General features: G+C 33.6%; 22 protein-coding genes and 1 pseudogene. 16 read left to right on the top strand and 7 right to left on the bottom strand.

The genetic code is table 11. The annotated features are described in order from the left end of the window. Positions 1 to 5 precede the first annotated feature (5 nt). The 3 genes from RT250_RS02375 to purK form a co-directional block, all read right to left on the bottom strand. Positions 6 to 2,048, bottom strand: coding sequence for a M3 family metallopeptidase (locus RT250_RS02375; RefSeq protein ID WP_313111784.1), 2,043 nt, complete (start codon positions 2,046 to 2,048; stop codon positions 6 to 8). Positions 2,049 to 2,125: 77 nt separating this feature from the next. Continuing rightward, the gene (gene purE, locus RT250_RS02370; RefSeq protein WP_313111782.1) at positions 2,126 to 2,617 is read right to left on the bottom strand and encodes a 5-(carboxyamino)imidazole ribonucleotide mutase; all 492 of its coding nucleotides are present in this window, start codon (positions 2,615 to 2,617) and stop codon (positions 2,126 to 2,128) included. Between the two features lie 151 nt (positions 2,618 to 2,768). Continuing rightward, a complete protein-coding gene (gene purK, locus RT250_RS02365) occupies positions 2,769 to 3,923 on the bottom strand; it encodes a 5-(carboxyamino)imidazole ribonucleotide synthase (protein ID WP_313111780.1) in 1,155 nt (384 codons plus the stop codon). Positions 3,924 to 4,183: 260 nt separating this feature from the next. Between purK and RT250_RS02360 the strand changes: the two genes are divergently transcribed. From RT250_RS02360 to RT250_RS02285, 16 genes and pseudogenes are all read left to right on the top strand, one after another. Beyond that, on the top strand, positions 4,184 to 4,627 hold the full coding sequence (locus RT250_RS02360; protein WP_313111778.1) for a hotdog fold thioesterase: 444 nt from the start codon (positions 4,184 to 4,186) through the stop codon (positions 4,625 to 4,627). Positions 4,628 to 4,786: 159 nt separating this feature from the next. Then, positions 4,787 to 5,101, top strand: coding sequence for a thioredoxin family protein (locus RT250_RS02355; RefSeq protein ID WP_313111777.1), 315 nt, complete (start codon positions 4,787 to 4,789; stop codon positions 5,099 to 5,101). Positions 5,102 to 5,172: 71 nt separating this feature from the next. Next, complete coding sequence (locus tag RT250_RS02350) at positions 5,173 to 6,081, top strand: DMT family transporter (protein ID WP_313111776.1); 909 nt, start codon at positions 5,173 to 5,175, stop codon at positions 6,079 to 6,081. A 124-nt stretch (positions 6,082 to 6,205) separates the two neighbouring features. After that, positions 6,206 to 6,742 (top strand): GNAT family N-acetyltransferase, encoded by a 537-nt coding sequence (locus RT250_RS02345; protein WP_313111775.1) that lies wholly within the window; start codon positions 6,206 to 6,208, stop codon positions 6,740 to 6,742. A 73-nt stretch (positions 6,743 to 6,815) separates the two neighbouring features. Further along, complete coding sequence (locus RT250_RS02340) at positions 6,816 to 7,916, top strand: hypothetical protein (RefSeq protein ID WP_313111774.1); 1,101 nt, start codon at positions 6,816 to 6,818, stop codon at positions 7,914 to 7,916. 267 nt (positions 7,917 to 8,183) lie between these two features. Next, a complete protein-coding gene (locus RT250_RS02335; protein ID WP_313111773.1) occupies positions 8,184 to 10,208 on the top strand; it encodes a T9SS type A sorting domain-containing protein in 2,025 nt (674 codons plus the stop codon). Positions 10,209 to 10,347: 139 nt separating this feature from the next. Further along, complete coding sequence (locus RT250_RS02330) at positions 10,348 to 11,760, top strand: helix-turn-helix domain-containing protein (RefSeq protein ID WP_313111772.1); 1,413 nt, start codon at positions 10,348 to 10,350, stop codon at positions 11,758 to 11,760. Between the two features lie 415 nt (positions 11,761 to 12,175). Next, positions 12,176 to 12,748, top strand: a pseudogene (locus RT250_RS02325) (adenylate kinase); the annotation flags it as partial. A gap of 75 nt (positions 12,749 to 12,823) precedes the next feature. Further along, positions 12,824 to 13,822, top strand: coding sequence for a GTPase ObgE (gene obgE / locus RT250_RS02320; RefSeq protein ID WP_313111768.1), 999 nt, complete (start codon positions 12,824 to 12,826; stop codon positions 13,820 to 13,822). Between the two features lie 368 nt (positions 13,823 to 14,190). Next, positions 14,191 to 14,742, top strand: a complete 552-nt coding sequence (locus RT250_RS02315; protein ID WP_313111767.1) for a hypothetical protein — start codon at positions 14,191 to 14,193, stop codon at positions 14,740 to 14,742. Positions 14,743 to 14,915: 173 nt separating this feature from the next. Continuing rightward, entirely contained in the window at positions 14,916 to 15,683 is a 768-nt protein-coding gene (locus RT250_RS02310) for a LytR/AlgR family response regulator transcription factor (protein ID WP_313111765.1), read from the top strand. Next, positions 15,680 to 16,795: a sensor histidine kinase gene (locus RT250_RS02305; RefSeq protein ID WP_313111764.1), complete on the top strand. Its 1,116-nt coding sequence runs from the start codon at positions 15,680 to 15,682 to the stop codon at positions 16,793 to 16,795. Before RT250_RS02310 ends, RT250_RS02305 begins: the two co-directional genes overlap by 4 nt. A gap of 111 nt (positions 16,796 to 16,906) precedes the next feature. Beyond that, complete coding sequence (locus RT250_RS02300) at positions 16,907 to 17,428, top strand: DUF4136 domain-containing protein (protein ID WP_313111763.1); 522 nt, start codon at positions 16,907 to 16,909, stop codon at positions 17,426 to 17,428. 80 nt (positions 17,429 to 17,508) lie between these two features. Further along, positions 17,509 to 18,495, top strand: coding sequence for a tetratricopeptide repeat protein (locus RT250_RS02295; RefSeq protein WP_313111761.1), 987 nt, complete (start codon positions 17,509 to 17,511; stop codon positions 18,493 to 18,495). A gap of 84 nt (positions 18,496 to 18,579) precedes the next feature. Further along, positions 18,580 to 19,941: a UDP-N-acetylmuramate--L-alanine ligase gene (locus tag RT250_RS02290; protein ID WP_313111759.1), complete on the top strand. Its 1,362-nt coding sequence runs from the start codon at positions 18,580 to 18,582 to the stop codon at positions 19,939 to 19,941. A 64-nt stretch (positions 19,942 to 20,005) separates the two neighbouring features. Next, positions 20,006 to 20,671: a hypothetical protein gene (locus tag RT250_RS02285; RefSeq protein ID WP_313111757.1), complete on the top strand. Its 666-nt coding sequence runs from the start codon at positions 20,006 to 20,008 to the stop codon at positions 20,669 to 20,671. Positions 20,672 to 20,799: 128 nt separating this feature from the next. On the opposite strand, the gene RT250_RS02280 is transcribed toward RT250_RS02285, so the two are convergent. The 4 genes from RT250_RS02280 to RT250_RS02265 all read right to left on the bottom strand — a co-directional run bounded on the left by RT250_RS02280 (position 20,800) and on the right by RT250_RS02265 (position 25,990). Further along, the gene (locus tag RT250_RS02280) at positions 20,800 to 22,290 is read right to left on the bottom strand and encodes a cellulose synthase family protein (RefSeq protein ID WP_313111755.1); all 1,491 of its coding nucleotides are present in this window, start codon (positions 22,288 to 22,290) and stop codon (positions 20,800 to 20,802) included. Continuing rightward, positions 22,287 to 22,988 carry a glycosyltransferase family 2 protein gene (locus RT250_RS02275; protein WP_313111753.1) on the bottom strand — a complete coding sequence of 234 codons (702 nt, stop codon included), beginning with the start codon at positions 22,986 to 22,988 and terminating at the stop codon, positions 22,287 to 22,289. Before RT250_RS02275 ends, RT250_RS02280 begins: the two co-directional genes overlap by 4 nt. Before the next feature lie 100 nt (positions 22,989 to 23,088). Then, positions 23,089 to 24,675: a 4Fe-4S binding protein gene (locus RT250_RS02270; protein WP_313111751.1), complete on the bottom strand. Its 1,587-nt coding sequence runs from the start codon at positions 24,673 to 24,675 to the stop codon at positions 23,089 to 23,091. Positions 24,676 to 24,682: 7 nt separating this feature from the next. Further along, the gene (locus tag RT250_RS02265) at positions 24,683 to 25,990 is read right to left on the bottom strand and encodes an NAD(P)/FAD-dependent oxidoreductase (RefSeq protein ID WP_313111749.1); all 1,308 of its coding nucleotides are present in this window, start codon (positions 25,988 to 25,990) and stop codon (positions 24,683 to 24,685) included. Positions 25,991 to 26,068: the final 78 nt, after the last annotated feature.

Below are 26,068 nucleotides of genomic sequence, written 5' to 3'. Positions count from 1 at the left end.
GTTTTTTACTTCAACAATCCAGCACGCTTTAACAACGCCTCTGGGTCTGGTTTCTGACCGCGGAATTTAATATATAATTCCATTGGATCCACTGTTCCTCCTTGTGAAAGCACGAAGGTTTTAAACTTATCAGCTACTTTTTTGCTGAAAATTCCTTCTTGTTGGAAATATGCAAATGCATCTGCATCCAACACTTCTGCCCATTTATAACTATAATATCCTGCCGAATAACCGCCTTGGAAAATATGTGAGAACGAAGTGCTCATACAATTTTCTATTACATCCGGATATAATTGAGTGTCTTCAAATGCAGCAACCTCAAATGCTTTTACGTCGTTAATTCCAGTTGGGTCTTGGCCGTGCCAAGCCATATCTAGCATTCCAAAACTCAATTGGCGAAGTGTTGCTATTCCTTCAAGGAAAGTAGCCGATTCTTTTATTTTTTCAACATACTCCATCGGGATTAACTCTCCAGTTTTATAATGCGTAGCAAAGAGTTTTAAAGTCTCTTTTTCGTAACACCAATTCTCTAAAATCTGACTTGGTAATTCTACAAAATCCCAATAAACGCTAGTTCCAGATAGACTAGGGTATTGGGTATTTGCAAGCATACCGTGTAATGCGTGACCAAACTCGTGGAAGAGTGTGGTTACTTCGTTAAATGTAAGAAGTGAAGGTTTACTAGCAGTTGTCCCTTCGGGTCTGCTCAGGACAGGCTTAGTGAAATTACAAACGTTAGAAATATGAGGCCTATCGTTTTTACCGTTTTTTATTTGCTGAGGTTTATAGGAAGTCATCCAAGCTCCATTTCGCTTACCGGGACGGGGATGGAAGTCTGCATAGAACAGTGCAACTAATTCTCCTTCGTCATCTTTTACCTCGTAAGTTTTTACATCTGGATGATATTTGTCTATGTTTTGAACTTCCCTAAAGTGTAGTCCATAAAGTTTTTGTGCAACAGTAAAAACACCGTTTATTACATTTTTTAATTCGAAGTATGGCTTTAGCTTTTCATCGTCAAGGTTGAAAAGTTTTTGTTTCAACTTTTCTGAATAATAAGCGCCATCCCATTTTTCGAGGTGATCTATTCCATCTAGTTCTTTTGCGAAAGCGGTTAATTCTTCAAATTCTTTTTTAGCTGCAGGTTTTGCTTTTTCAAGTAATTCGTTTAAAAATGACTTTACTTTTTCAGGAGTTTCAGCCATTCGCTCTTCAAGAACAAAATGTGCGTGACTTTTATAGCCTAGTAAATTTGCTCTTGTATGACGTAATTGTGCAATTTGAAGTACATTTTCCTGATTGTCTAAATCGTCGTTATTAAAACCTTTTGCACCAAATGCGATTGCCATTTTTTTACGCAACTCACGATTATCGGCATAGGTTAAAAATGGAACATAGCTAGGGTAGTCTAATTTGAAAACCCAACCTTTTTTTCCTTTTTCTTCTGCAGTTTGAGAAGCAGCTTCAATTATGCCTTCTGGCAGTCCACTTAAGTCCTTTTCATCAGTAATATGAAGTTCAAACTTGTTGGTTTCTGCTAATACATTTTCTCCAAAAGTTAGTTTTAGCTTAGCAAGCTCGGTGTCTATTTTTCTAAGTTCTTTTTTCTTTTCTTCTGATAGATTGGCTCCGTTTCTTGAAAAACCTTTGTACTTTTTATAGAGCAACATTTGCTGTTCTTCATTAAGGTCTAAAGTGTTCTTTTGGTCGTAAACAGCTTTTACTCTTTCAAACAGAGCTTCATTCAACAACATATCATTGCCGAATTCAGTTAGCATAGGGGAGATTTCCTGTGCTAATTTCTGAATTTCATCGTTTGTTTCTGCACTATTTAGGTTGAAGAAAATACTTGTTGCTCGGTCTAACTTTTCACCACTAAATTCTAATGCTTCAATTGTATTTTCAAAAGTAGGAACATCAGAATTTGAAGTTATAGCATCAATTTCAGCTTTTGTTTCTTCAATTAGCTTCGTAATTGCAGGAAGAAAATGTTTGTTTTCAATTTTTGAAAATGGGGCTATGTTATAGGATTGTAATAAAGGATTCATTGAAATTTTTTAGATTTTAGACGTTAGATTTATTATTCCTAAAAAAGGAATCTAATCGATTTGGTTTTCAATATACACTACTTACCTCTGCGAACTTCTTTCGCACCTTCTTCTACTTTTACTTTAAGACTTTCTTTGTAGGCTAGAATTTTATTCAAAACCGATTCATCGAACGATCCTATTATTTGTGCGGCTAAAATTCCAGCATTTTTAGCGCCATTAAGTGCAACTGTAGCTACAGGAACACCGCCTGGCATTTGTAAAATAGACAATACGCTATCCCAACCATCGATTGAATTACTAGATTTCACTGGAACACCGATAACGGGTAAAGGTGAAAGTGAAGCAATCATCCCAGGTAGGTGGGCAGCGCCTCCAGCACCTGCAATAATCACCGAAATTCCGTGGGTATGAGCGTTTTTACCGTAATCAAAAAGCTTCTCTGGTGTGCGGTGAGCAGATACTATATCTACTTCTACTTCAATGTTGAATTCTTTTAAAATATCTACCGCATCCTGCATCACTGGCAGATCGCTAGTACTTCCCATTATTATTGCTACTTTGCTCATGTTTTATAGTTCTGTGTCAGGTCGAGCGCAGTCGAGACTTACTTGTTAAGACAACTCTTGCTTAATATTGACCTCTCGACTGCGCTCGAGGGGACATTGTTATCTCTGATTAATATTGTTTATTGGACAAAGTGTATGAGAAACCTATGATTTACTCACTAACAACTTCAATTGTCTTTTTAACTTCTTCTGCTATTTTTCGTGCTTTGTCGAGATCTTTATTTACTATGGTTACGTGGCCCATTTTTCTAAATGGACGCGTTTCTTTTTTACCGTAAATGTGAGGCGTTACACCTTCCATCGCGAGTATTTTTTCTATGTTCTTATAAACAACTTGACCTGTATGTCCTTCTGCGCCTACTAAATTAACCATAATCCCGCCTACTTTGCTATCCGTGTTTCCTAATGGTAAATTTAAAATAGCTCTAATCTGTTGTTCAAATTGGTTGGTATAGCTAGCTTCAATGCTGTAATGCCCACTATTGTGTGGTCTTGGCGCTACTTCGTTTACTAAAACTTCATCATCTTCAGTTTGGAACATTTCTACAGCTAGTAGTCCAACATGTTTAAACGATTCCGATACTTTTTCACCTAAAGCTCTAGCTTTGTTTGCAACAGCTTCGTCTATTCTTGCAGGACATATTACGTATTCTACCTGGTTGGCTTCTGGATGAAATTCCATTTCAACTACGGGGTAAGTTTTTACTTCGCCTGAAGGATTTCTTGCAACAATTACGGCAAGTTCATTTTTAAAGGGAATTAGTTTTTCTGCTATACAGGCCTCAGACGATAGCGGAATTATATCTTCAGCATTTCTAACAACGCTTACGCCCTTTCCATCATAACCGCCAGTACAACTTTTCCATACAAATGGAAAATGCAGTTCCTTTCTAACAATCGCTTCATTTAGTTCATTTTTATCCTTGTAAACTTTGAAAGGAGAGGTAGGAATTCTATGTTCCTTATAAAACTGTTTCTGCACTCCTTTATCCTGAATATTTCGCAAGGTTGCGGCACTCGGGTAAACTTTCACGCCTTCATTTTCCAACTTTTCTAAAGCTTCCACATTTACGCCTTCAATTTCAAACGTAAGTACATCTACTTTTTTTCCGAAGTTATAAACGGTTTCAAAATCCATTAAATCACCTTGTTGAAAGTAATCTGTCGCAATTTTAGAGGGAGCTTCATTACTAGGGTCGAGAACGTGTGTGCGAATATCCCATTTTCGAGTTTCGTATAGCATCATTTTTCCCAATTGCCCACCGCCAAGAATGCCGAGGGTGAAGTTGGTGGAGAAGTAGTTCATATTAATTGTTGGTTTATAATAATTTGCAAAGATAGTTATTTCGATACTTTGACTGGGCTTTGCATGATAGATTTGCTAATTGGTTATTTAGAATTTACATTGATCAATTTTAATAGTAATAATCCATAAAATTCATTTGTATTTATTTGGTATTTGTTCTGCAGGTTTATTTTTACATTTGAAACAATTAAGAATGTGACACCAGCTTTAATATAATCAAGTGATTTATAAAAGTTGATTTTAGAAAATAAATTGATAATATGCTTCAAGATAATACAGAACTTATTAAAACTACTTTTGAAAAAAATATCCCAATGCATAAGTTTTTGGGATTAAAAATAGAATTGCTCGAAAAGGATTTTGTAAGAATTAGTGTGCCATTTAGAAAAGAATTAGTAGGCGATTTTAGAAATAACAGATGGCATGGAGGTGTTATTGCCACTGTTATGGATTCTGTGGGTGGTGTAATTGGCGCTATGCACTTTACTTCACTACAAGATAAAATTTCAACTATCGATTTAAGGGTAGATTATTTACGAGGTGCCGAACCCGAGGCTATTATGGTTGAAGGTAAAATAATAAGATTTGGAAATAGAATTCTTGTGGCAAGAATGAAAGCGTTTCAAAATGAAAAACTGATAGCGGAAGGAAAAGGAGTTTATAATTTTGTTAGAATGAACAAGAATAATAATGAAAATTCTTGAAAATCAGGATTTTGATTTAAAGACATTTTATCGTCATTCAGACATAAGATCGCTGCACTTTAGGACTTAAGACTAAAGCCTATTTAACGATTAAGACTTGGTGATGGAACTATTCCATAAAGTCTGTAATTCTAACTGAAAACAATAAATTCATAAAATATGGATGTAGAAACATTAAATAATTTGGTAGAAAATGAAGCTGCAGTTGCGATTTACTTTTCTGCACCTAAATGTGGGGTTTGCCATGCGCTAAGGCCAAAAATAGCAGAGTTATTTTCTGAAGATTTTCCAGCCATAAAATTCATTCATGTAGAAATTGATAAATCTCCTGGCATTTCAGGAAAATTTGGAGTTTTTTCTGCTCCAACATTATTAGTGTTTTTTGATGGAAAAGAATTTTTAAGGAAAGTTAGACTGATGAGCATTCAAGAGTTGCAGGAGAAAGTGCAAAGACCTTATAAAATGATTTTTTGATGGAATCTATAGCCTACGTAGGATTCTTATGATATTATATCATACTTTTAAACTTCCAAATAAGGTCTAGAATGAAAAATCAAAAACAGGCATATATTTATGCGGGTCTTGCTGTGCTTTTATGGAGTACAGTTGCTACCAGTATGAAAATTGCGCTACAGAGTTATAGTTTTCTACAGTTGTTATTTTGGTCATCCGCCACAGCTTTATTGACCCTGAGTATCCTTATGCTTGTAACCAAGAAATTTGGTAACCTCGCCAAACTCCCTTCAAAAGCTTTCATAAGATCGGCATTCTACGGGGCAATAAATCCATTTTTATATTATATCGTTTTATTTAAAGCTTATGAGCTTTTGCCTGCCCAAGAAGCACAAGCACTTAATTACACATGGCCTATTATGCTAAGTTTATTAGCTGTGCCTTTGCTCAAACAAAAAATAGGTTTAAAAAACTTAATTGCAATTGGTATAAGTTTTATAGGTGTGCTTATTATCGCTACTGGTGGTAATTTAATTAATTTGTCATTTACCAATGGGCAAGGCGTGTTATTCGGCCTAGCTTCTGCAGTTATCTGGGCTTTGTTTTGGATTTTTAATATTAAAGACGAACGCGATGAACTAAGCAAATTGTTTCTCAATTTTTTCTTCGGATTTATCTATATCCTCATCGCCTTGTTGCTCACTTCGGAAATAGTATTTGTAGATATCAAATCATTTGGAGGTGCGGTATATGTCGGCTTATTTGAAATGGGGATTACTTTCGTAATATGGTCCATCGCACTTAAAAAATCTATCACTGCAGCCAAAGTGAGTAACCTTGTTTATTTAGTTCCCTTTTTATCCTTAGTAGTAATTTATTTTGTGTTGGAAGAACCTATTAGGTTTCCAACTATTATCGGTCTTTTCTTAATTGTAGGTGGACTTACATTTGATAAGATAAGTTTTAGACAGTTGCGATTTAAGGGTGGAAAGCAAGCTTAATGAAAATCGAAAGTTAAAGAATAGCTTATAGGAGATAGGAGGGTGGTTATAGGAATAGTTTTTCACCTAGGAATTTAAAAGTCATTGGTTGAGTTAAAGCTTTTTTCTTCAATAGATATATAATATGGCAATACATTTAGAGACAGAGCGCTTACTTATGCGCGATATAATAGATTCCGACGTTCAGGCGATGTACGCTATGGATTCAGATCCAGATGTCCATATTTTTTTAGGAAATAAACCGATTTCTACCATTGAGGAAGCAAAAAAAATCATTGATAATATACAACAGCAATACCATGACAACGGAATTGGCAGATGGGCAGTAATTGAAAAAGAAAGTGGAGCTTTTATCGGGTGGAGTGGTTTTAGGTTAATTACCGATGTGGTAAACGGCAAGACTAATTACTATGATTTAGGATATCGATTTTTGAAAAAATATTGGGGCAGAGGGTATGCTTCAGAAACGGCTAGAGCTTCAATAAATCACGGATTTCAAAAATTATGTTTTGATGAGATTGTAGGAATCGCAGACGTAAATCATTCTGCTTCGAATATAATCTTGGCAAAATCGGGGCTTATTAAACGAAATGAATTTACGTATGAAGGAATGCTTCACAATTTCTATTCTTTGACCAAAACGGAGTGGCAGAATTGCTAAATCAAGGGGAGTACATATAATTAGTCAAAGATGTAAAGATTATATTTGTTACATCTCAATTCCCAAAAAAAGCATGCATTCTTACAAATCATTTTTTACTTTAATCGCAGTATGGCTTTCTTCTTGCATATTTATGCCACAATTATGCAACGCTCAATCTCAAAAAGAGTTTGCTAAAGAACTTGAAGAGGCAAACTTAAGTGTTTATCAAGATGCTCAAAAAGCTGTAGTTTTAAGCACAAAGGTGTACCAAGAAGCAGAGCTATTGGAAACAAAGATCTATGCCCTGGTTACAATGGTTAATGGTTATACAGCTCTCAATCAAAATGGAAAATCTTTGAAATATGCTTCAAAAACTTGGAAGTTGGCAGAAAGTTCAGATAATACCCAATATAAAATATGGGCTTTAGGGTTATTGGCAGAACAATATCAATTATCTCATTTAAATGCTATTTCTAGAGAATATTTGGATAGAGCAGAAGCGCTTATAGAAAGCTCTAATCTGTCTAAAGAGGCAATGGCGGTTTCTCGTGGTAATATTTACGCAATTAAAGGAAATGGATATAAAGATGAGATAGACTGTGAATACGCTATCAAAAATTACGATTTATCCATAGCTTCCTATCAAACAATTCCAGAAAACTCTGCTTCGCTTAACAATTTGGCTTTAGTATTTCTAGAGAAAGGAAACTGCTTGCTAGAACTCAACAATTTAAAACAAGCGAAAACAAATTTTCTAAAGGCTTATAGTATTGCTATTCAAAACGACCTAGAAGAATATATGCATAAGGCTAATATTGGTCTTGCTAAAGTATCTACTCGAGAAGGAAATTTTGCTGCTGCAAAAGATAGTGTGGTGCAAATTCTAAATGTTATCGATACTACACAAAATCCAAAAATTAAAACTGAATTATATCTTCTTTTAAAAGAGAATTATTTGTCTATGGGTGACAAAAACAAATATGAATTATATCGAAATAGATATAATAAATCAGCTAAAGAAATTGAAAAACTCGAAGATAGACAATTTGAAAATGTACTTAAATTTGTCGAAGAGCAAACTACAGAAACAGATAAAAAATTAAAATTTTTAGACTACCTTCTATTTGCACTTTTAGTAATTGTAATGATCATTTCAGCTTGGCAACTTTGGCGTTGGGTTAAAAATAAATAACGATTCTAGCATTGAAAATTCTAAACATTCAGTGTGTTTTACCATTCTTAACCATATTTTCTAGGGCAGTTTCACAAGGATTCTTCTAATTTACTGAAAAGCATTAAAATTAAATATAACAACCTGAAATTCAGCTTTTTAAATTTATTTTTGTTTTAATGAATTCACGTAATTTTCGCTAATTTCGGTAGTTTTCAATTTTTTGTTGAGATATGTTTTTAGTTGTTTTGTCTTCTTCAAATTTTACTTCACATAAAATTATTTCAAATGAAATTTAAAACTACACTTATCTTGTTGATGTTAATTTCAGCAGCAGCAATTGCACAAATTCCCCAAACTTCAACTTCTATAGGTCAAACTATTGAAATGCGCAAAAAAGAAACTCGCGCTTTTAAGCATTATAACCTAACGGAGCTTAATAGACCAGAAATGGTAACTTCTCCTTTTAAAAACGATTCACAGGGTGGAGCAGTTGCAAATAATTCAAATCGTACAACCTCAGAATTCGAGCCTTATGCACAAATAGATGTACTTAGATGGGGGATAATCAACAAAGTTGAAAACGGGGGTGAAATATTATATTCTTCAGAAAGAATTGGGAATAATTACACTGTAAAAACCTATAATGATGACATCGAAATTGTTGATGATTTTACTATTGAAGTGCCAGAATCTGCAAATCAAATAGAGGTGGTAAATCATTATTCAACAAACTTTTTTAACGCTGACGGTAATAACGAATTTATGGTTTTCCTTCATTATTTTGAAGGTGTAGATCCAGGTCCAGACGACCAAGTTTGGGAAGTTTGGGTAGTAAATAACCAAGGTGAAATATTGCAACAGCTTGATGGTTATTCAGCCGACACTAAAATTGATGCTGCGGGTAATCATAAAGTATTTACTTATATGGCCGATGATAGTGATGTAACTATTAAAGCTTTTAATGTTGCTACTTGGGAGTTAGATAATAGCTATGTTTATGATTCAGAATTAATAAACTTTTTAATGGGTTCTCCTTTCAACTTTGTAACTGTAGATGGTGTAGAATACGTGGCTTTGGCGCATTACAAACATTTATTTATGGACAATGCAACTTTAGAGGTGTTTCCAGATAATAATTTGGTTATTAAGTTATTAGATTTGAATTTAGAGGAGGTAAAAACAATGTATTTAGACATCGAAACAAGATATCCCGATGCAGGACAATTTGTAATCCCAATGGGTCAATTTGGAGTGTTTTATAGGGATCAGACTTATGATATTTCAAGTGATATTTTTAATTCAGATAGTAAGTTAGAGGTAGTTTATGGTATAACTTATTACGATATGATTGCGGATAATGAGTGGAATACTTATATGGTGGCAAATGAAGATGGTGAAATGATTCACGAGCTTAATGAGTACATTATCGACAGCTTTATGGAGATTAATAGTGTTGATGGTCACGATAATCAGTTAGGCTTTTTGATGGGAGCTGATGGCATGGCTACTAACCTTGGATTCTTTAATATAGAAAACTGGTCTTTCGAGTTGATTTTGGATGCAAATCATAATGGTGATCAAATTTCTGCTGATTTCAATAGAATTCCGAAAGGGTATTCTTATAATTATTTAGTTGGATTAGGCGAACCAGATGAAGAAAATGGAAATGTTTTTGGAGTTGTTAATGAGTATGAAAGAGATGGTTCACTTTTTAAAAGACATAGATTTACTTTACCTGAAGATGTGGTTCTTTTCCAGCCTGTATTAACGAGGTTTGCTCTTATTCCTAATTTATTTGTAGATGATAGTGAGTTATACTTCATGTATATCTATAAGCAAATGGCCACAGATGGTTCTATTTTTAACAATTTAGTAGTTTCAAAGAGTAATGAAGATAAGCTGGTAGAATTTAGAGGTGATACTGGTATAGGAAACGTTATTGGGTCTAACTTTCTAACTGATGGAAATGGTATATTTAATAAAATGACTGTTCAGTACGAAACAGGTAATTACCAAATGCAGACGGACTTTTACAGACTTCCATTTGAATCGATTTTGGGCGTAGAAAACAATGAGGTAACACAGTTTTCATTATATCCTAATCCAACATCCGAAGTGTTAAATATTAATGCAAGAGTCTCAATAGAATCTATTAAGATTTACAATATTTCAGGGAATCTTTTAATTAATAAATCTATAAAAGATACTCAAGACTCCATAAACGTCTCTAGTTTAACTAGTGGTTTATATATTGCAAAGGTTACATTGAGTAATGGAACTTTAAAGCAGTTGAAGTTCATAAAAAAGTAATATAGGATTATTGGTGATTTCTTTCTTTTGTTTGTACGACTCCTCAATTATTAAATAGTTGAGGAGTTTTTTTATTAAAATACGAATCTATAAGGTTTGTAAAATGATGTAGTTTTGTACTTCAGAACAATGAGGTTTTATGAAACTTAATCTTTTTCTTAGTGTATTATTTGTGGTTTTAGGCGCTCAGCTTCTCCAAGCACAAAATTCGGAAGAAGAAAAGTTATTTATTGAAGCAATCGAAAGTCGATTTAACGATCCTTATAAATCGCTTAAACTCTACGATTATTTACTTAAAAATACCAGCACGGAAGAATCTGTCGCTATCGAGATCAAGAAATTACAAATATATCGGTTGCTTAATAATTATGAAGAAGCGGTTGCAATTTCACAAAAAATCGAAAGCACTATCACTAATTCCTCCCGTACGGATTTACAATTTGAATATTGGCGTGAGCTAGCCACTCTTTATGAGGATATTGACTTAAAGGGAGAAGGTAATTCTGTTTATGAGAAGGCATTAAAAAGTTACAACAATCTAAATTCTAACTTAAAGAAAAATTATGCAGTTGATTTAGCGTTACTTAAAGTTAAGTATTTAGAAGACCAGCAAATAGAAGACAAAATATCAGGTTTAAAAAAGATACTGGATAAAATGGATGGAAACGATGAAAGAAAACCTTTTATTCAGTTTCAAATTGCAAAACTATATTACCCACAACAAAATGATTCTTCTAGCCTCTATTTTAATAAAGTAATTCAAGATTTTAATGTTAAGCCCTTAAGTCAGGCTTCTAGAACGTATTTAAACCTTATTCATACAGATAGCATAGAATACCGAAAAGTGGTGGCTAATTTATTTGATGTTGATCTTAAACCTGTATTATTAAACGAGGCGATTAAATACTGGAATATTAAAGGAAATGAAGATAGCTTAATGGTTTATGAAAAAAGACTTCAAAATCATTTTTTCAAAACTCAACAAAGTACTCGTAAAGCAAAGGTTGTATTAATAGAAGGAGTGTACCGTAAAAAGCAAACAGAGGCTGCATATAATATAATTGTAAGAAATAGACAGCTATATATAGCAATCGGATTACTTTTTTTGTTGTTATTAATCTATTTCGGTAATAAATACTACACCAGAATTAGGGCTGATAAAAGTGTTGATATTGATAATTCAAAAGGCACGGTAATCTCAGATAAAACTGAAGAAGAAATTTTAGATAAACTTCTAAAATTCGAAAGCTCTAAACTTTATTTAGATAAACAGATTCGTATTGCAAGCTTGGCCAAACAATTAGACACCAATACACGTTACTTGTCTTCTGTAATAAATGCATCTAAAAATAAAAGTTTTAATGCATATATCAATTCGTTAAGAATTCAATATATAGTAGATAAACTTAACACCGATGCTAAATACCGATCTTACAAAATAAGCTATTTGGCAGAGGAAAGCGGATTTGCCTCACAAAGTAGCTTTACTACCGCCTTTAAGGAAATTACCGGTAATACACCTTCAGCATACATCAAAAATATATCTGAATAGTTCTGATCAAGTTCCTAGGTGTTATTAGGTGTAAACTGAAAATAACAACTTTTTACAACCTATCTTTGAGCTGTCAAAAAAAATGAAATTGCATCAACCACAGTCAACATTCTCAGAGTGTTAGCCTAAAAAGGGAGTTTTTAATATCATAAATAAGAGGTTTTCGCATTAATTTTATAGTAAATGTTGTCAAATAATCACTAAAAAGATGTTTAAATGATAGCTGTAATCGGGTGGTATTCTTCTTTTGGTTGTATGTAAATATCATATAATCAGGTATTTATTTTATTGTTTGGTTGAATTCTCTCCTTCAATGCAAAGTATATATAATTATATTTCTTTATGGTCATAACTGCAACTGCCTGAAATTTCGTAAATTTGCAACTTCATTTTTTACAACCATTAAAAAAAACCCATGACCAATATTATTTTATTTGGCCCTCCAGGAGCAGGAAAAGGTACTCAAGCTAATTTTCTAAAAGAAAAGTATAATCTAGTTCATATTTCAACTGGAGATGTATTTAGATACAATATTAAAAACAAAACAGAACTTGGTGATTTAGCTAAGTCGTTTATGTCTAAAGGAAAGTTAGTGCCAGATGAAATTACCATTGATATGTTAAGTAATGAAGTTGATAAAAACTGCGGTTCTAACGGCTTTATATTTGACGGTTTCCCAAGAACTGAAGCTCAAGCAGAGGCCTTAGGACATCTAATGGATGATAAAGATTCTCAAATAAATGCAATGGTAGCATTAGAAGTAGATGATGAGGTTTTAGTACAACGACTTTTAGAAAGAGGAAAAACTAGTGGTCGTGCAGATGATGCTGAAGAAAGTATTATCCGTAATCGCATTAAAGTTTACTACAATGAAACTGCTATCTTAAAAGATTATTACGAAAAGAGAGGAATGTATTACGGTGTAAATGGTGAAGGAAGTATTGAAGAAATAACTGAAAGGTTAAGTAAAGTAATTGATACTTTGTAGTTTAAATATTGGATTGTCCAATACTAAATAACAAACAACAAACAACAAACAACAAACAACAAACAGATAACTAAAGTGACTGAAGGCAATTTTGTAGATTACGTGAAAGTTCATGTTACTTCCGGAAAGGGAGGGCAAGGCAGTAAACACATGCGACGGGAAAAGTATATTCCTAAAGGAGGCCCCGATGGAGGGGATGGTGGTCGTGGTGGACACGTAATTGTAAAAGCCAATAAAAACCTTTGGACACTTTATCACCTTAAATTTAAAAGGCACTTTAGAGCAGAACACGGGCAAGCTGGTAGTAAGCAAACAAGTACAGGTGCCGATGGTGCCGATGTGTATATTGAAGTTCCTTTAGGAACAGTTGTTCGCGACAAAGAAACGAATGAAATTCTCTTCGAACTACTTGAAGATGGCGAAGAAAAAGTTGTAGCAAAAGGAGGTCGAGGTGGTCTTGGAAATGCACACTTTAAATCTTCTACAAATCAAACTCCAAGATATGCTCAACCAGGTGAAGAAGGGGAAGAGGTAGATATTATTATTGAACTGAAAATTCTTGCTGATGTAGGTTTAGTAGGTTTTCCTAATGCAGGAAAGTCAACATTACTCTCAGTAATTACAGCTGCTAAGCCAAAAATTGCCAACTACGAGTTTACAACCTTAAAACCAAACCTAGGTATTGTAGAATACCGCGATTTCCAAACATTTGTAGTTGCAGATATTCCAGGTATTATAGAAGGTGCAGCAGAAGGAAAAGGTATTGGCCATCGCTTTTTACGTCATATTGAAAGAAACTCTACTTTGCTGTTTTTAGTTCCAGCCGATGCGCCAGATATTAAAGAGCAGTACGATATTCTTGTTGATGAATTACGCCGTTATAATCCACAACTTTTAGATAAAGAACGTCTTTTGGCAATTAGCAAAAGCGATATGCTAGATGACGAACTTAAAGACGAAATGAAAAAAGTTTTGGACAAAGAGTTTAAAGGGATTCCATATTTATTTATCTCAGCAGTAGCACATCAAGGGCTAACTGAGTTGAAGGATAAATTATGGAAGATGCTTAATTAAACATACCTCTGCCGAACAATACCCAGGCTTGGAGCTTTCTAAAATAATATTTCATCGGTTTATTTCACCACAATAAAGTGGTGTCAATTTCTGCTACCAAAAAGATACTTTTTTATACATACCTTTTAGCACTTATAATCTTACTTTAAAAGATAGATATTGTTTAATATTTAACTTTATAAAGTTTTTTATAAATTATATAGGTTTTCCTTACTTCAAAATTCTATAAATTCAATAGCTTAAGTTGGACGTTCACTTCAATTAAATGAAAGTAGCGTCATATTCTTCTAATTTAGTGGATGTAAATATTTCTGATCAGTGATTTACAAGTGTAATAAACATTGTATTAATTCTTAAAAATATCAGTTATGAAAACTTTAGTTATTTCCATTATGTTAAGTATGACGGTTACATTAATCAGCGCTCAAGAAGTTACAGTTTTAGATGAAGCTAGGCTGATTTATGCTCCACAAAATACATCCATCACTAACGACGGTGACAGCTATGTCTATAATGTTCGAGACAGCCAAAATAGACAGTTTGCAAGAAACCCTATAGGTTTTATGAAGGCGAATTTTGATATTCAAAACTTTATAAATAAAACCTCAGATAAAAATTATATTGAATACTTAGTAACCTTCAAAGGATCTAATGGTTCATTAATGGCTCTATTTGACAAGAATGGAGAACTATTAGAAACTCGCCAACAATTTAAAAATGTGGTTATTCCAGCTTATATAAGAAACGATATCTATGATAGTTATAAGGGGTGGACCTTGACTAAAACAAAGTATAAAGCGAGAACTAAAGGGGAGTTTTTAATCAGTGCAACGTATAAAATACATTTGGAAAAGGGAAACGATAGTCAGAAATTAAAAATTGACGATAGACAAAATGTTATTGGGGTTGCCTTAAATTGAAAGAAAACGTTTTGCAAAATTAGTTAAAGACTGTCAGTAAGTTGAATTGCTGATAGTCTTTTTTACACATATATAGAACATCAAAAATACACTATAAGGTGTTTCTAAGTATTTGATTTTCAATACCTTTATAAGGGTCAATATACTTGAGTATACCCTTAAACGATAATGTTATGATAAAAGCACTCGTAATAGACGATGAAGCACTTGCTCGAAAAAGGTTATTATTACTCTTGCAGAATGTGCCAGATATAGAAGTTTTGGGAGAGTGCTCTAACGGATTAAATGCAATTTCTGAAATTAATAAACAGCGCCCAGATCTTATTTTTCTCGATATTAATATGAAAGATATGAACGGTTTTGAAGTATTGCAAAAGATAACCCTTTCACCTAAACCTATAATTATTTTTGTAACCGCTTATGATAACTATGCTCTTAAAGCGTTTGATGTTGAGGCATTTGATTTTTTATTAAAGCCTTTTAAGGATGATCGTTTTTATAGAACGATTGAAAAGATTAGAAGAACTTCTTTAAGTGAAGCAGATGAGAATTTTGAAGCGAGAATGTTGGCGTTTTTTAATCTGTATAAAAATAATTCCGCAAGAACTCCTGAATTGGATAAGTTTCCCGTTAAACTGGGGAATAAAACGATACTCTTAAACCCTGAGAATATTTTATATATTACTGCATCTGGTTGTTATGCCGAAATATTTATAGAGGATAAAAAGTATGTACTTCGAGAAACCTTAACTAATCTGTGTGCTATTCTTGACAATACTATCTTTATTAGAATTCATAGATCTAGTATTATTAACATACAACATATAAAAGAAATAGTTCATTCAGAATACTCTGAAATTGATGCCCGAATGATTGATAACAAATTACTGCACGTCAGTAAAACCTTCAAAAAAAATTTTCTAAGCAAAATTGGAATATGAGCAGAATACACTCAAATAAAAAGAAATACTTAGACTTAAAGTTAGTACTACTTTTAGGTGGATTTTATTTGTTGTTTGATTTGGTTTTGATAGCAAAGATAGCTTATATGAGGGGTTATGGGGAATACAAAGAGGAAGGTTTTTCTTGGACAAATTTTTTGATTGACAATTTGCTTTTTGATTATATAATAGTACTAGTTTTTATGACTTTAATATCAATAAGCACTAAACGCTTCCTCAGAAAAAAATACTCTTGGACTAAAATTATATTTACCCATATTTTGTTTTCTTTATTAATAGGAATGATTATCCGGATGGTTATTGATTTCTACTATATTATTATTGGGAAATTGAGCTTTGCAGATTATGATTTCGAAAAAAGCATTTATAGGTTTATGTATGTTTTAGATCTAAATTTCCTGATTTACTTTGCAATGGTGTTTATAATTTACACTTATTACTATGTTGATGAAGTGAAAAAGGCCGAAAAAAAACAGGGCAAATTAGAAGCTCAACTCGTTAACACACGTATGAAAATGCTCTCATCTCAGTTGCATCCTCATTTTTTATTCAATACTTTAAACTCAATAGCAGCCTTGACCGATATTGATGCGGGAAAAGCAAAAGATACAATTGCAGATCTCAGTTATTTTTTACGTGAAATTCTTTATGATAACGATGATAATCGCATTCCGTTAAAAAAGGAATTACGGATATTGGAATTCTATTTGAATATCGTAAATGTTCGTTTTTCCGATCATTTAAATATTACGAAAGATATTGACGAATCTTTGCTTTCAAAGTTAGTTCCTGCACTTTTATTACAGCCAATACTCGAAAATTCCATAAAACATGGTTATGATTTAAAGCATACTCATTTGAACATTGTAATTGAAATTTATTCAAAACGCAAAAAACTAATAATTAAAGTTGTAAATAATGGGGCAGCCGCTGAAGCTGATCATATATTTTTACTGAAACGCGGGATGGGATTATCAAATATTAATGATCGTTTGGCTAATTTATATGATAATGACTATTTTTTTATAGTAAGAAATAAAAAAAACGGAGATGGAGTTGAAACAATAATTGAAATCCCAATTAAAGTGTAGGTTTTATTTTACAAACGAAATGGGTGGATTTTAATTCTTTTGCAGATTTTTTAACCTTTTTTAAAATTCAAGTTTTTAGGGATTGCGTATTTTTATTGATAAGAAAACGCAATGAGATACTTCTGGATACTTTTAGTCGCAATGATTTTAACTTCTTGTGGCGCTTCTGTAGCGGTAGATTATGATAAGCAGGTAGACTTCACAAAATACACTTCCTATAATTACTTTCCTACAATAGACTCAGGCCTAAATGAATTGGACGATAAACGTATTATTCAGATTACAGATAGTCTTATGCATCAACGAGGATTCGTGAAAAGTGAAACGCCTCAATTGTACATTAATTTTTATGCGCGTGAAAGCATTTCAAATTCACGAAATACTATCGGTATTGGCGTTGGCGGTAGCGGACGAAATGTTGGTGTAGGTGTAAGTGGCGGGATACCTATTGGCGGAAAGGTTGTAAACCAAACACTTACAATGGACTTTATTGATGTTGTTAAAGATGACTTGGTGTGGCAAGCTGTTGCGGAGGGTGAAATGAAAGAGAGGTCAAAGCCAGAGGAAAAGGAAGCTTACTACTTATCGGTTATTCAGAAAATTTTAAAGAAATATCCACCTTCTAAAAAATAACAAATTTTAAATTCCGAACTCCAAGAAAAAAGTAGAAATTGCCAATTCTAAAACATACTACAAGTTTCAAAATCTCGATTGTGAGGGAAGATGCGGTAAGCAGAGAGAGACTATTCCCGTCTTTCATATTCTTTATATTATTTCCTGTTTTTATAATCGCTCAATCCAATTTCCAACAGGGAGAGGAACATTACAAACAAGAAAATTACACCAAGGCAGAACCTATTTTTGAAGAATATTTAAAACTTCATCCTGGTCATATAAAAACTCGAGAATACTTAGGCGATATAGCTGGCTACAATAAGGATTGGGATACAGCACTTTCTTATTACAAAGATTTAGTATCAGACCATGAATCCAATGCTAGTTATCATTTTAAATACGGTGGTGCTTTAGGAATGAAAGCAATGACTGTTAGTCGGCTTCGTGCGGTTACATATATTTCAGAAATAAAACATCATCTTGAACGTGCTATTGAATTAAATCCGCAACATATAGAAGCGCGTTGGGCGTTGGTAGAGCTCTACATTCAATTGCCAGTATTCTTTGGAGGAAGTGAAAAAAAAGCTATAGATTATGCCAAGGAATTAGAAGCAATTTCAATAGTAGATGGTTACCTAGCTATGGGGCATATCGCTGAATTTCATAAAAAGATTGAGGATGCAGAATTGAATTATAAAAAGGCAATTAAAGTAGGAGGGTCACCTCATACCTATGAAAAACTTATAAATCTGTATGAGAAAAATAATCAACCTCTTAAAGCCATAAAAACTGCTCTTATTTCTGTTGGGAAACATAAAGTAAATCACTTAAACTATCGAGTAGGAGAGATTTCAGCTCGCTACAATCTTGAGTCACAAATTGGAATAGAGTCTTTAAGTGTGTTTATAGCTAATCATTCCATAAGGGATGATATCCCAAAGGAATGGGCTTACTATCAATTGGCGCAGATTTATAAAAACATAGGGGAAAAGGAAATTGCACTTACCTGGATTAATAAAGCATTGCTAGTACGACAAGATTTTATAGAGGCTCTTAAAGAGAAATCACTCATTCTCGCCCTATAATTCTGAACTGAGAATTAAGAATTCAGAATTAGAAAAAGTATCTTTACACTTAAACTTTAAACTCATAAATTCTTCAACATTAATATGAGAATACACTTTATAGCCATTGGCGGTAGTGCAATGCACAATTTAGCGTTGGCATTAAATCAAAAGGGAGAAAACGTATCTGGAAGTGATGATGAAATTTTCGAACCTTCAAAGAGTAGATTGAAAGCGAAAGGATTGTTGCCAGATAATGTTGGTTGGTTTCCAGAAAAGATAACTTCAGAAATAGACGCTGTAATTCTCGGAATGCATGCTAAAGCAGATAACCCAGAGCTTTTAAAAGCAAAGGAATTCGGATTAAAGATCTTTAGCTATCCAGAATTTTTGTATGAACAATCAAAAAATAAAACTCGTGTTGTAATTGGTGGCTCTCACGGTAAAACCACAATTACTTCTATGATTTTACACGTGATGAATTATCACGGAAAAGAGGTTGATTATATGGTTGGAGCCCAATTAGAGGGGTTTGATACTATGGTTAAAATCACTCACGAGAACGAATTTATGGTAATTGAGGGAGATGAGTATCTTTCTTCTCCTATAGATCGAAGACCAAAATTTCACCTTTACAAACCTAATATTGCACTATTAAGTGGAATTGCTTGGGACCACATCAATGTATTTCCAACTTATGAAAACTATGTAGAGCAGTTTGAAATATTTCTAAATGAAATTACAACAGACGGCGCTATTGTTTACAATAAAGAAGATGCTGAGGTAAAACGCTTGGTTGAAAAAACTACCAATACGATTAACAAATATCCTTATAAAACACCTGATTATAAGGTTCAAGGCGGAACAACAATTCTAAATACATCAGAAGGTCCGTTGGAAGTTGAAATCTTTGGAAGGCACAATTTAAACAATTTAGAAGGTGCAAGAGGTATTTGTGAATTAATGGGAGTAGATGCAAAAGGTTTTTACGAAGCCATTGCGACATTTAAAGGCGCAAGCAAGCGATTAGAAAAGATAGCCGAAACAGCTACTGCTGTTGCTTACAAAGATTATGCGCATTCCCCTAGCAAGGTAAAGGCTACAACGCAAGCAGTAAAAAATCAGTATCCAGATAGAAAATTGATTGCTTGTTTAGAATTACATACATACAGCAGTCTTAATCCAGAGTTTTTAAAGGAATACCATGGAGCGCTAAATGCAGCAGATAGTGCGGTAGTTTTCTATTCACCTCACGCTGTAATGATAAAAAAATTGGAGGCTATAAAAAGGGAACAGATTGAAGAAGCATTTGACCGTAAGGACTTAGTTGTTTTTACAAATCCTGGCGATTTTAAGACTTATCTATTCTCTCAGGATTACCATAATACCAGTTTACTATTAATGAGCAGTGGGAATTATGGCGGGTTAGATTTTGAAGTGGTAAAGGGCTATGTGGAAAAAGCTTAATAGGAGGTAAGTCGTAGAATTTATGATATTTTATAGTTGTAAGTAATTTTAAAACACTTCAAATTTGAAAAATATTTATTGGATTTTAATACTGATTTCTTTTCAATCATTCGCTCAAAACGGACAATGGTTTGATTTTGAATTAAACAAAAACGTTCGATTTAAATTGCCAGCTGAAAATGCCAATCTTTTCGATTCTGAACAGGACGGAATTAAAATGTACGAACTATCAGCTGAAAAAAATGACATAATTTACAGTGGAAATAAAATGCTGATTGATGTACAAAGTCTACCGAATTCTAAAAAGGAATTAATTAGTCTTTACGAAGAAATTGTTCCCAATATTTCAAAAAGCTATCCGAATACATCTGTTTCGAAAAAAGAAATTAACAAGAATGGGGTTATCGGGCAAAAATTGACCTTGACTGACAGCACTGGAAATCGACTTTATGAATCGGAAGTTTATTTAATGAGCAATCACTTGTTCTTGTTTAATTGTATTTCAAAAAATGATACGGGAATTACAGACTCAGACTATTTTTTTAATCATATTTCGTTACCAAAAATCTCTGAAATAAAACAAATAAATGGAAAATCTGACTTTTGGAAATTGATTGCCGTTTTTAAAACTGAATTGCTGATTTTATTGGGAATTATCGGATTGATAGTTGGAATAGCATTAATAAGAAAAAAACTACTTACAACAACGACTGTAGTTCATTACGGCTGAAATTCCTAATCGGAATTTCGAGCTTTTTTGCTAAATTTATGGTTACGGCGGAATGATACTCGCGTACCATTCCGTAATGAAACCATAGCCAAAACCGTTGTGAAAACTCTAAGACCTATGTCAACCTTTTACGTCTTCGATGTTAAGGATTTAAAAAATACAAATCCGAATCCTAGAAATAACATTAGGTGAAAAGGGAAAAGTCCGAAGTCGCCGCCCTGGTCTCCTACAATAAAAGCACTGTACATTCCAAAGGCGAAATAGATCATTAATACACCTTCAATAATTACATTTGGAGATATATTTTTAGCAATATATTTATTTCCCTTCCACCCCTCTTTCAAATTGCTAATATTGAACTTTGGTGTTCGAATAAATTCACTTTTTTTACCAAAATGTCCTTCTAAAACAGCGATCGAATTATGTACGGAAAAGCCCATAGCTATAGAGAAGAAAGTAAAAAACATTGCTGTGTATTTCAAAAACCGCTTAAATCCACCGCCGTAAATGCTTTTAAAAGTAAACCAGTAACATACAAAAAATATAATGGTGCTTATTACGAAAAAGCTCATCACATAGAAATACACCTTTAAATGCTCGTACTCATTCTTAATGTAAAGCATCGGAATGCTTAAGATGGCAACTATCAAAATATTTAAAAACATAGTGCTATTTAGCAAATGCAATAGACTGTGTACTTTCGTTTTATTAGATATGTTCTCACTTTTTAAAACGCGGCAAGCCATTTTTTGAAAGTTTTCTGCACCTCCTTTATTCCACCTGAATTGTTGCGAGCGTGCAGCACTAATTACTACTGGAAGTTCGGCTGGTGTTTCTACATCTTCCAGATATTTAAATTTCCATTTATTTAGTTGTGCGCGGTAGCTAAGGTCTAAATCTTCAGTTAGTGTATCGCCTTCCCAATTTCCCGCATCAAGAATGCATTCTTTTCTCCAAATACCCGCGGTACCATTAAAGTTGATAAAGTGACCTTTACTATTTCTGCCTACCTGCTCAAGAGTAAAGTGTGCATCTAAAGCAAAAGCCTGAACACGGGTAAGAATAGAATAATCTCGATTTATATGTCCCCAGCGAGTTTGCACCACGCCAATTTCGGAATCCTTAAAATATGGGATTGTCTTTTTTAACCAATCTTTTTGTGGAAGAAAATCTGCGTCAAATATGGCGATATACTCACCTTTTGCAATATTTAAACCTTCTTTCAAAGCTCCTGCTTTAAATCCAACTCTATTTTCGCGCGAAATATGCTGAATATCAAGACCTGTTTTTTTTAGTTCTTGAATGTGTTTGGCGGTTGTTTCAAAAGATTCATCTGTACTATCGTCTAAGACTTGAATCTCTAATTTGTCGTGAGGATAGTCTATGAGAGAAATATTGTCTAATAGGCGTTTCATAACATACAGCTCATTATAAACTGGAAGTTGAATGGTTACAAATGGGATTTCTTCGGCGTTTGAAAAATTAAATGTAGGAGATTCATTATGTTTTTTTCTTGCGTTAAGATAATTGAATAGCAAGTTAAGTTGCGCCAACGCGTACATGAAAATGAGGAGAAGGGCAATGGAATATATTGCAATGATTATTGATTCAAGAATCATTTTTTGAAACTGTATTTAAAAATCCAGGTTAGAATTTTTACACCTGCAAATATAGCACCTTTTACCGTACCTGAAACTTTTGAGACACCTATTCGATTTCTATATTTAACAGGAATTTCAACATAAGTGTACTTCTTTTTTAGTGCTTTAAGTTGCATTTCAACTGTCCAACCATAAGTTTTATCCTCCATTTGCAAATCAAGCAACTTATTGTATTTAATAGCCCTAAAGGGCCCTAAATCTGTAAAAGTTGAATTGAAGAAAAGCTTCATAAGCCTAGTTGCAAGAGCATTTCCGAAACGTTGAGGTAAGGTCATAGAGCCATTTTCCATAAGTTCTTTTACTCTAGCACCTACAACAAAATCTACATCATCTTCGATAATAGGTGCTACAATTCTAGTTAATTCAGAAGGGTAATCGCTATAGTCACCATCTAGAAAAACGATAATATCTGGTTGTTTAGCTTTTTCTAGATTAGCAATATATTCCATTCCTTTCAAGCATGCATAACCATATCCCGCTTTTGGTTCTAGTAATACTGTAGCCCCTGCAGCTTCAGCAACTTTGGCAGTATTGTCGGTAGAATTATTGTTTACAACAACTACTTCTGAAACAATTTCTGGAATTTCTGCAATTACTTTAGCAATAGCATCTTCCTCATTGAAGGCAGGAATTATTACTTTGATGTTTTTTGACATTAAATGCTTTAGAATATTAAAATCGCGAATTTCAGAAAAATATCTGACAAACTCTTAAATGTAGGTATAATCCTAAATGGAATCTAGGACTAAATATGGATTATTTGTTTACATAATTCATTAGGTCTAAATCATTTCCTAGTAGTATTTCATTCGGATTAATTCTTTTTTCTAATGGGCCGTTTTCAAGTTTTAAAACACCACGAGGGCAAACAGCCGAACATATTCCACAACCTACACAGCTAGAACGAACAATGTTTTCTCCTTTTTGAGCATAAGCGCGAACGTCAATTCCCATTTCACAATATGTAGAACAATTTCCACAACTAATACATTGGCCGCCATTGGTAGTAATTCTAAACCTTGAAAATAAACGTTGTTGAAATCCTAAAATCGCTGCCATAGGGCAACCAAAGCGACACCATACTCTACTGCCAAAAATAGGGTAGAAGCCAACGCCAATTACCCCGCTAAAAACAGCTCCAATAAGAAATCCATAAGTTGAACGTAGCGTTTCAGCATCAAAAAGAAATAACGTTTTTCCTGTTGTAAAATGTAAAGCTATTAAAGCGATGATTATTGCAAAGTAGGCTATAGACCCAATGCGAGCGTCTTTTTGTAACTCTTCTCTTTTAAAAATCCAAACCCCTGCAAAAACTAAGGTTAAAAAAACACCGACACTTATGAGGAAAACATCTTTTGTAAGCCAATATTTGGAAGTATCGTCACCCAAATAAGAGTGCACAACCGCTGTGGTCATTAATACTACAAAAACTAATACACTGTGAATAACCCATCTTTCAACTTTCCAAGCTACCTGCGTTTTATCGCTTAAATGACGGAAAGGATCTCCAGCGGTTTCTGCAAGACCGCCACAACCACAAACCCATGAACAATACCAACGTTTTCCGTATTTATACGTTAAGATGGGAGTGATTATAAATATGGAAGCAATACCAAATATTAATAGTCCAATTCCGATATTACCTGCAGAAATAAAATCATCAACTCTATATTGTTCGAAGTTATAATGGTTAAGAGGCCAAATATTTTTTAAGTCGTAATACGGTAATGAAAAGGTTTCGCTATTTAAACGTTGCATTAATTCAGGTATAATAAAGGCAAACCCTAATTGAAAAAACATCACAGAGTACGTTCTTAGCTTTTCGTATTTATTATGTCTGTATTTTAAAATAAATTTTATTCCGAAGGCTAAAATTGCCAAAGTATAAAGTGTGCCATATAGAAACCATTGGCTTGCTGGTCCACCATTTAAAAATCTGCTTAATGGATCAAAAAGAGCAACAACACCTTTGTTATCTCCACCTTGCACATAGCCTAGATATTGTGGAAACCAATAGAGTAATACATAGAATAAAGTTAGGGAAATCCCTAAAATCCATCCCCAAAAACCTTTTGAGGTTAACGATTTAAAATATATACCGTCGTTTTTTATGCCTTCGTGTTTATGGTTATACGCCGCAATACTAAACCAAATAGTTCCTCCTCCAATTGCAGTTAGGGAAGCTATTAGCCAAACCGATTTATTGGGAAAATCCACATTGAAAAGAGCTAATACTAAAATCAATAAGCCAATCAACCCAATAGCAGATGCGATTTTTTGTTGACCGTTTATGGTTTTTGGGGGTTCTCCTGTAAGGGACATATTTCTTTGAACTGTACTCATAATTTTATTAAGATGTAGCTAATTGAGTAATGGATAAAAATTCCTTCGCAATTTCTTTTTCATATCTCCTGAAAAATTCGGGATCAAAATTAGCCTGGCTAAGATTTTTTATAACAAATTCAACACTGCGTTTTTCATTTAACCAGCTGTCAAAAACTTCGTGTCGCATTCTTATTCCGAAAGTATTTATTCCTAAAAATTCTCGAGTTTCCTTATGATAAGAAACAGTTACAGCTCGTAAATTGCTTTTGCATTTCCAGTGAAACTGCTCCTCGTAATCCTTTCTTCTTTCTTCTGAAAATACCCATCCGTAAGTTTGATACTCTATGTCGAAAAATTTTGCACTGTTAAACCAATTTCCTGGGTTGTATTCAAAAGGGTTACCACAAATAGTTTGAGCAAGAGCTTCCCCCATCATTCTACCCGTATACCAAACCGCTTCAATTACAGGTCGAAGACCAATAGGTTCTCGTTGCTGAGCACAATCTCCTATAGCGTAAACATCCTTAATGTTTGTTTCTAATTTCCTGTTGACTAAAATACCTCTGTCGGTATCAATTTTTGAATTCTTCAAAAACGAAATATTAGGCTTTACTCCAGTGGTTATTCCCACAATAGAACAAGGGATTTTTTCCCCTTCTGTTGTGATTACAGCCTTAACATTTCCATTTGCATCACCAATAATTTTTTCGAGATTGCTGAGGTGCCTTAGGTTTACACCATGTGAGATTATATGTTGTGAAATCATTTCTGCTTCAGGTTTTGGAAGCACATTTGCCCAAAAACCTCCTTCTCGAACTAGTATTGTAACTTTTATATCCCTAGTGCGAAGCATTTCGGCCATTTCAACGCCAATTAATCCCCCGCCAATTATCACTGCATGAGGACAAACTTTATTATTAGGAGCATTTTTTTCTAAAGTTTCTAAGTCTCGCTTGTTTACTAAACCTTGAACACCATTTAAATCTAAACCCTCCCAACCAAAGGTATTTGTAACAGATCCACTAGCTATAATTAATTTGTCGTAATTAATAGAATCACCCTCTTTAAAGAATAAAGTTTTCTTGTCTGTATCTACTCTTTCTACATAGGCTTTTTTGAGTTCCAATCCATTTTTCTCCCAAAACCAACTTTCGTAAGGCTCTATGTCTTGCCATCGCATATGTCCCATATAAACATACATCAATGCCGTACGAGAAAAGAAATACGCTGTTTCTGCAGATATTATAGTTATCTTTTTATCCGAAAGTTTTCGAATATGCCTAGCAGCAGTGATTCCCGCTATTCCATTACCTATAATAACAACGTGCTCCATAGTTTAATTATAATCTTATTCGATTATCTATAAAACTACACAATTACAATTAGAGCATATTTAAAAGTTTAGATTTAT

This window comes from Aequorivita sediminis, assembly GCF_032080575.2.
Taxonomy (GTDB): domain Bacteria; phylum Bacteroidota; class Bacteroidia; order Flavobacteriales; family Flavobacteriaceae; genus Aequorivita; species Aequorivita sediminis.
This window is presented reverse-complemented; position numbering and strand designations above follow the sequence as displayed.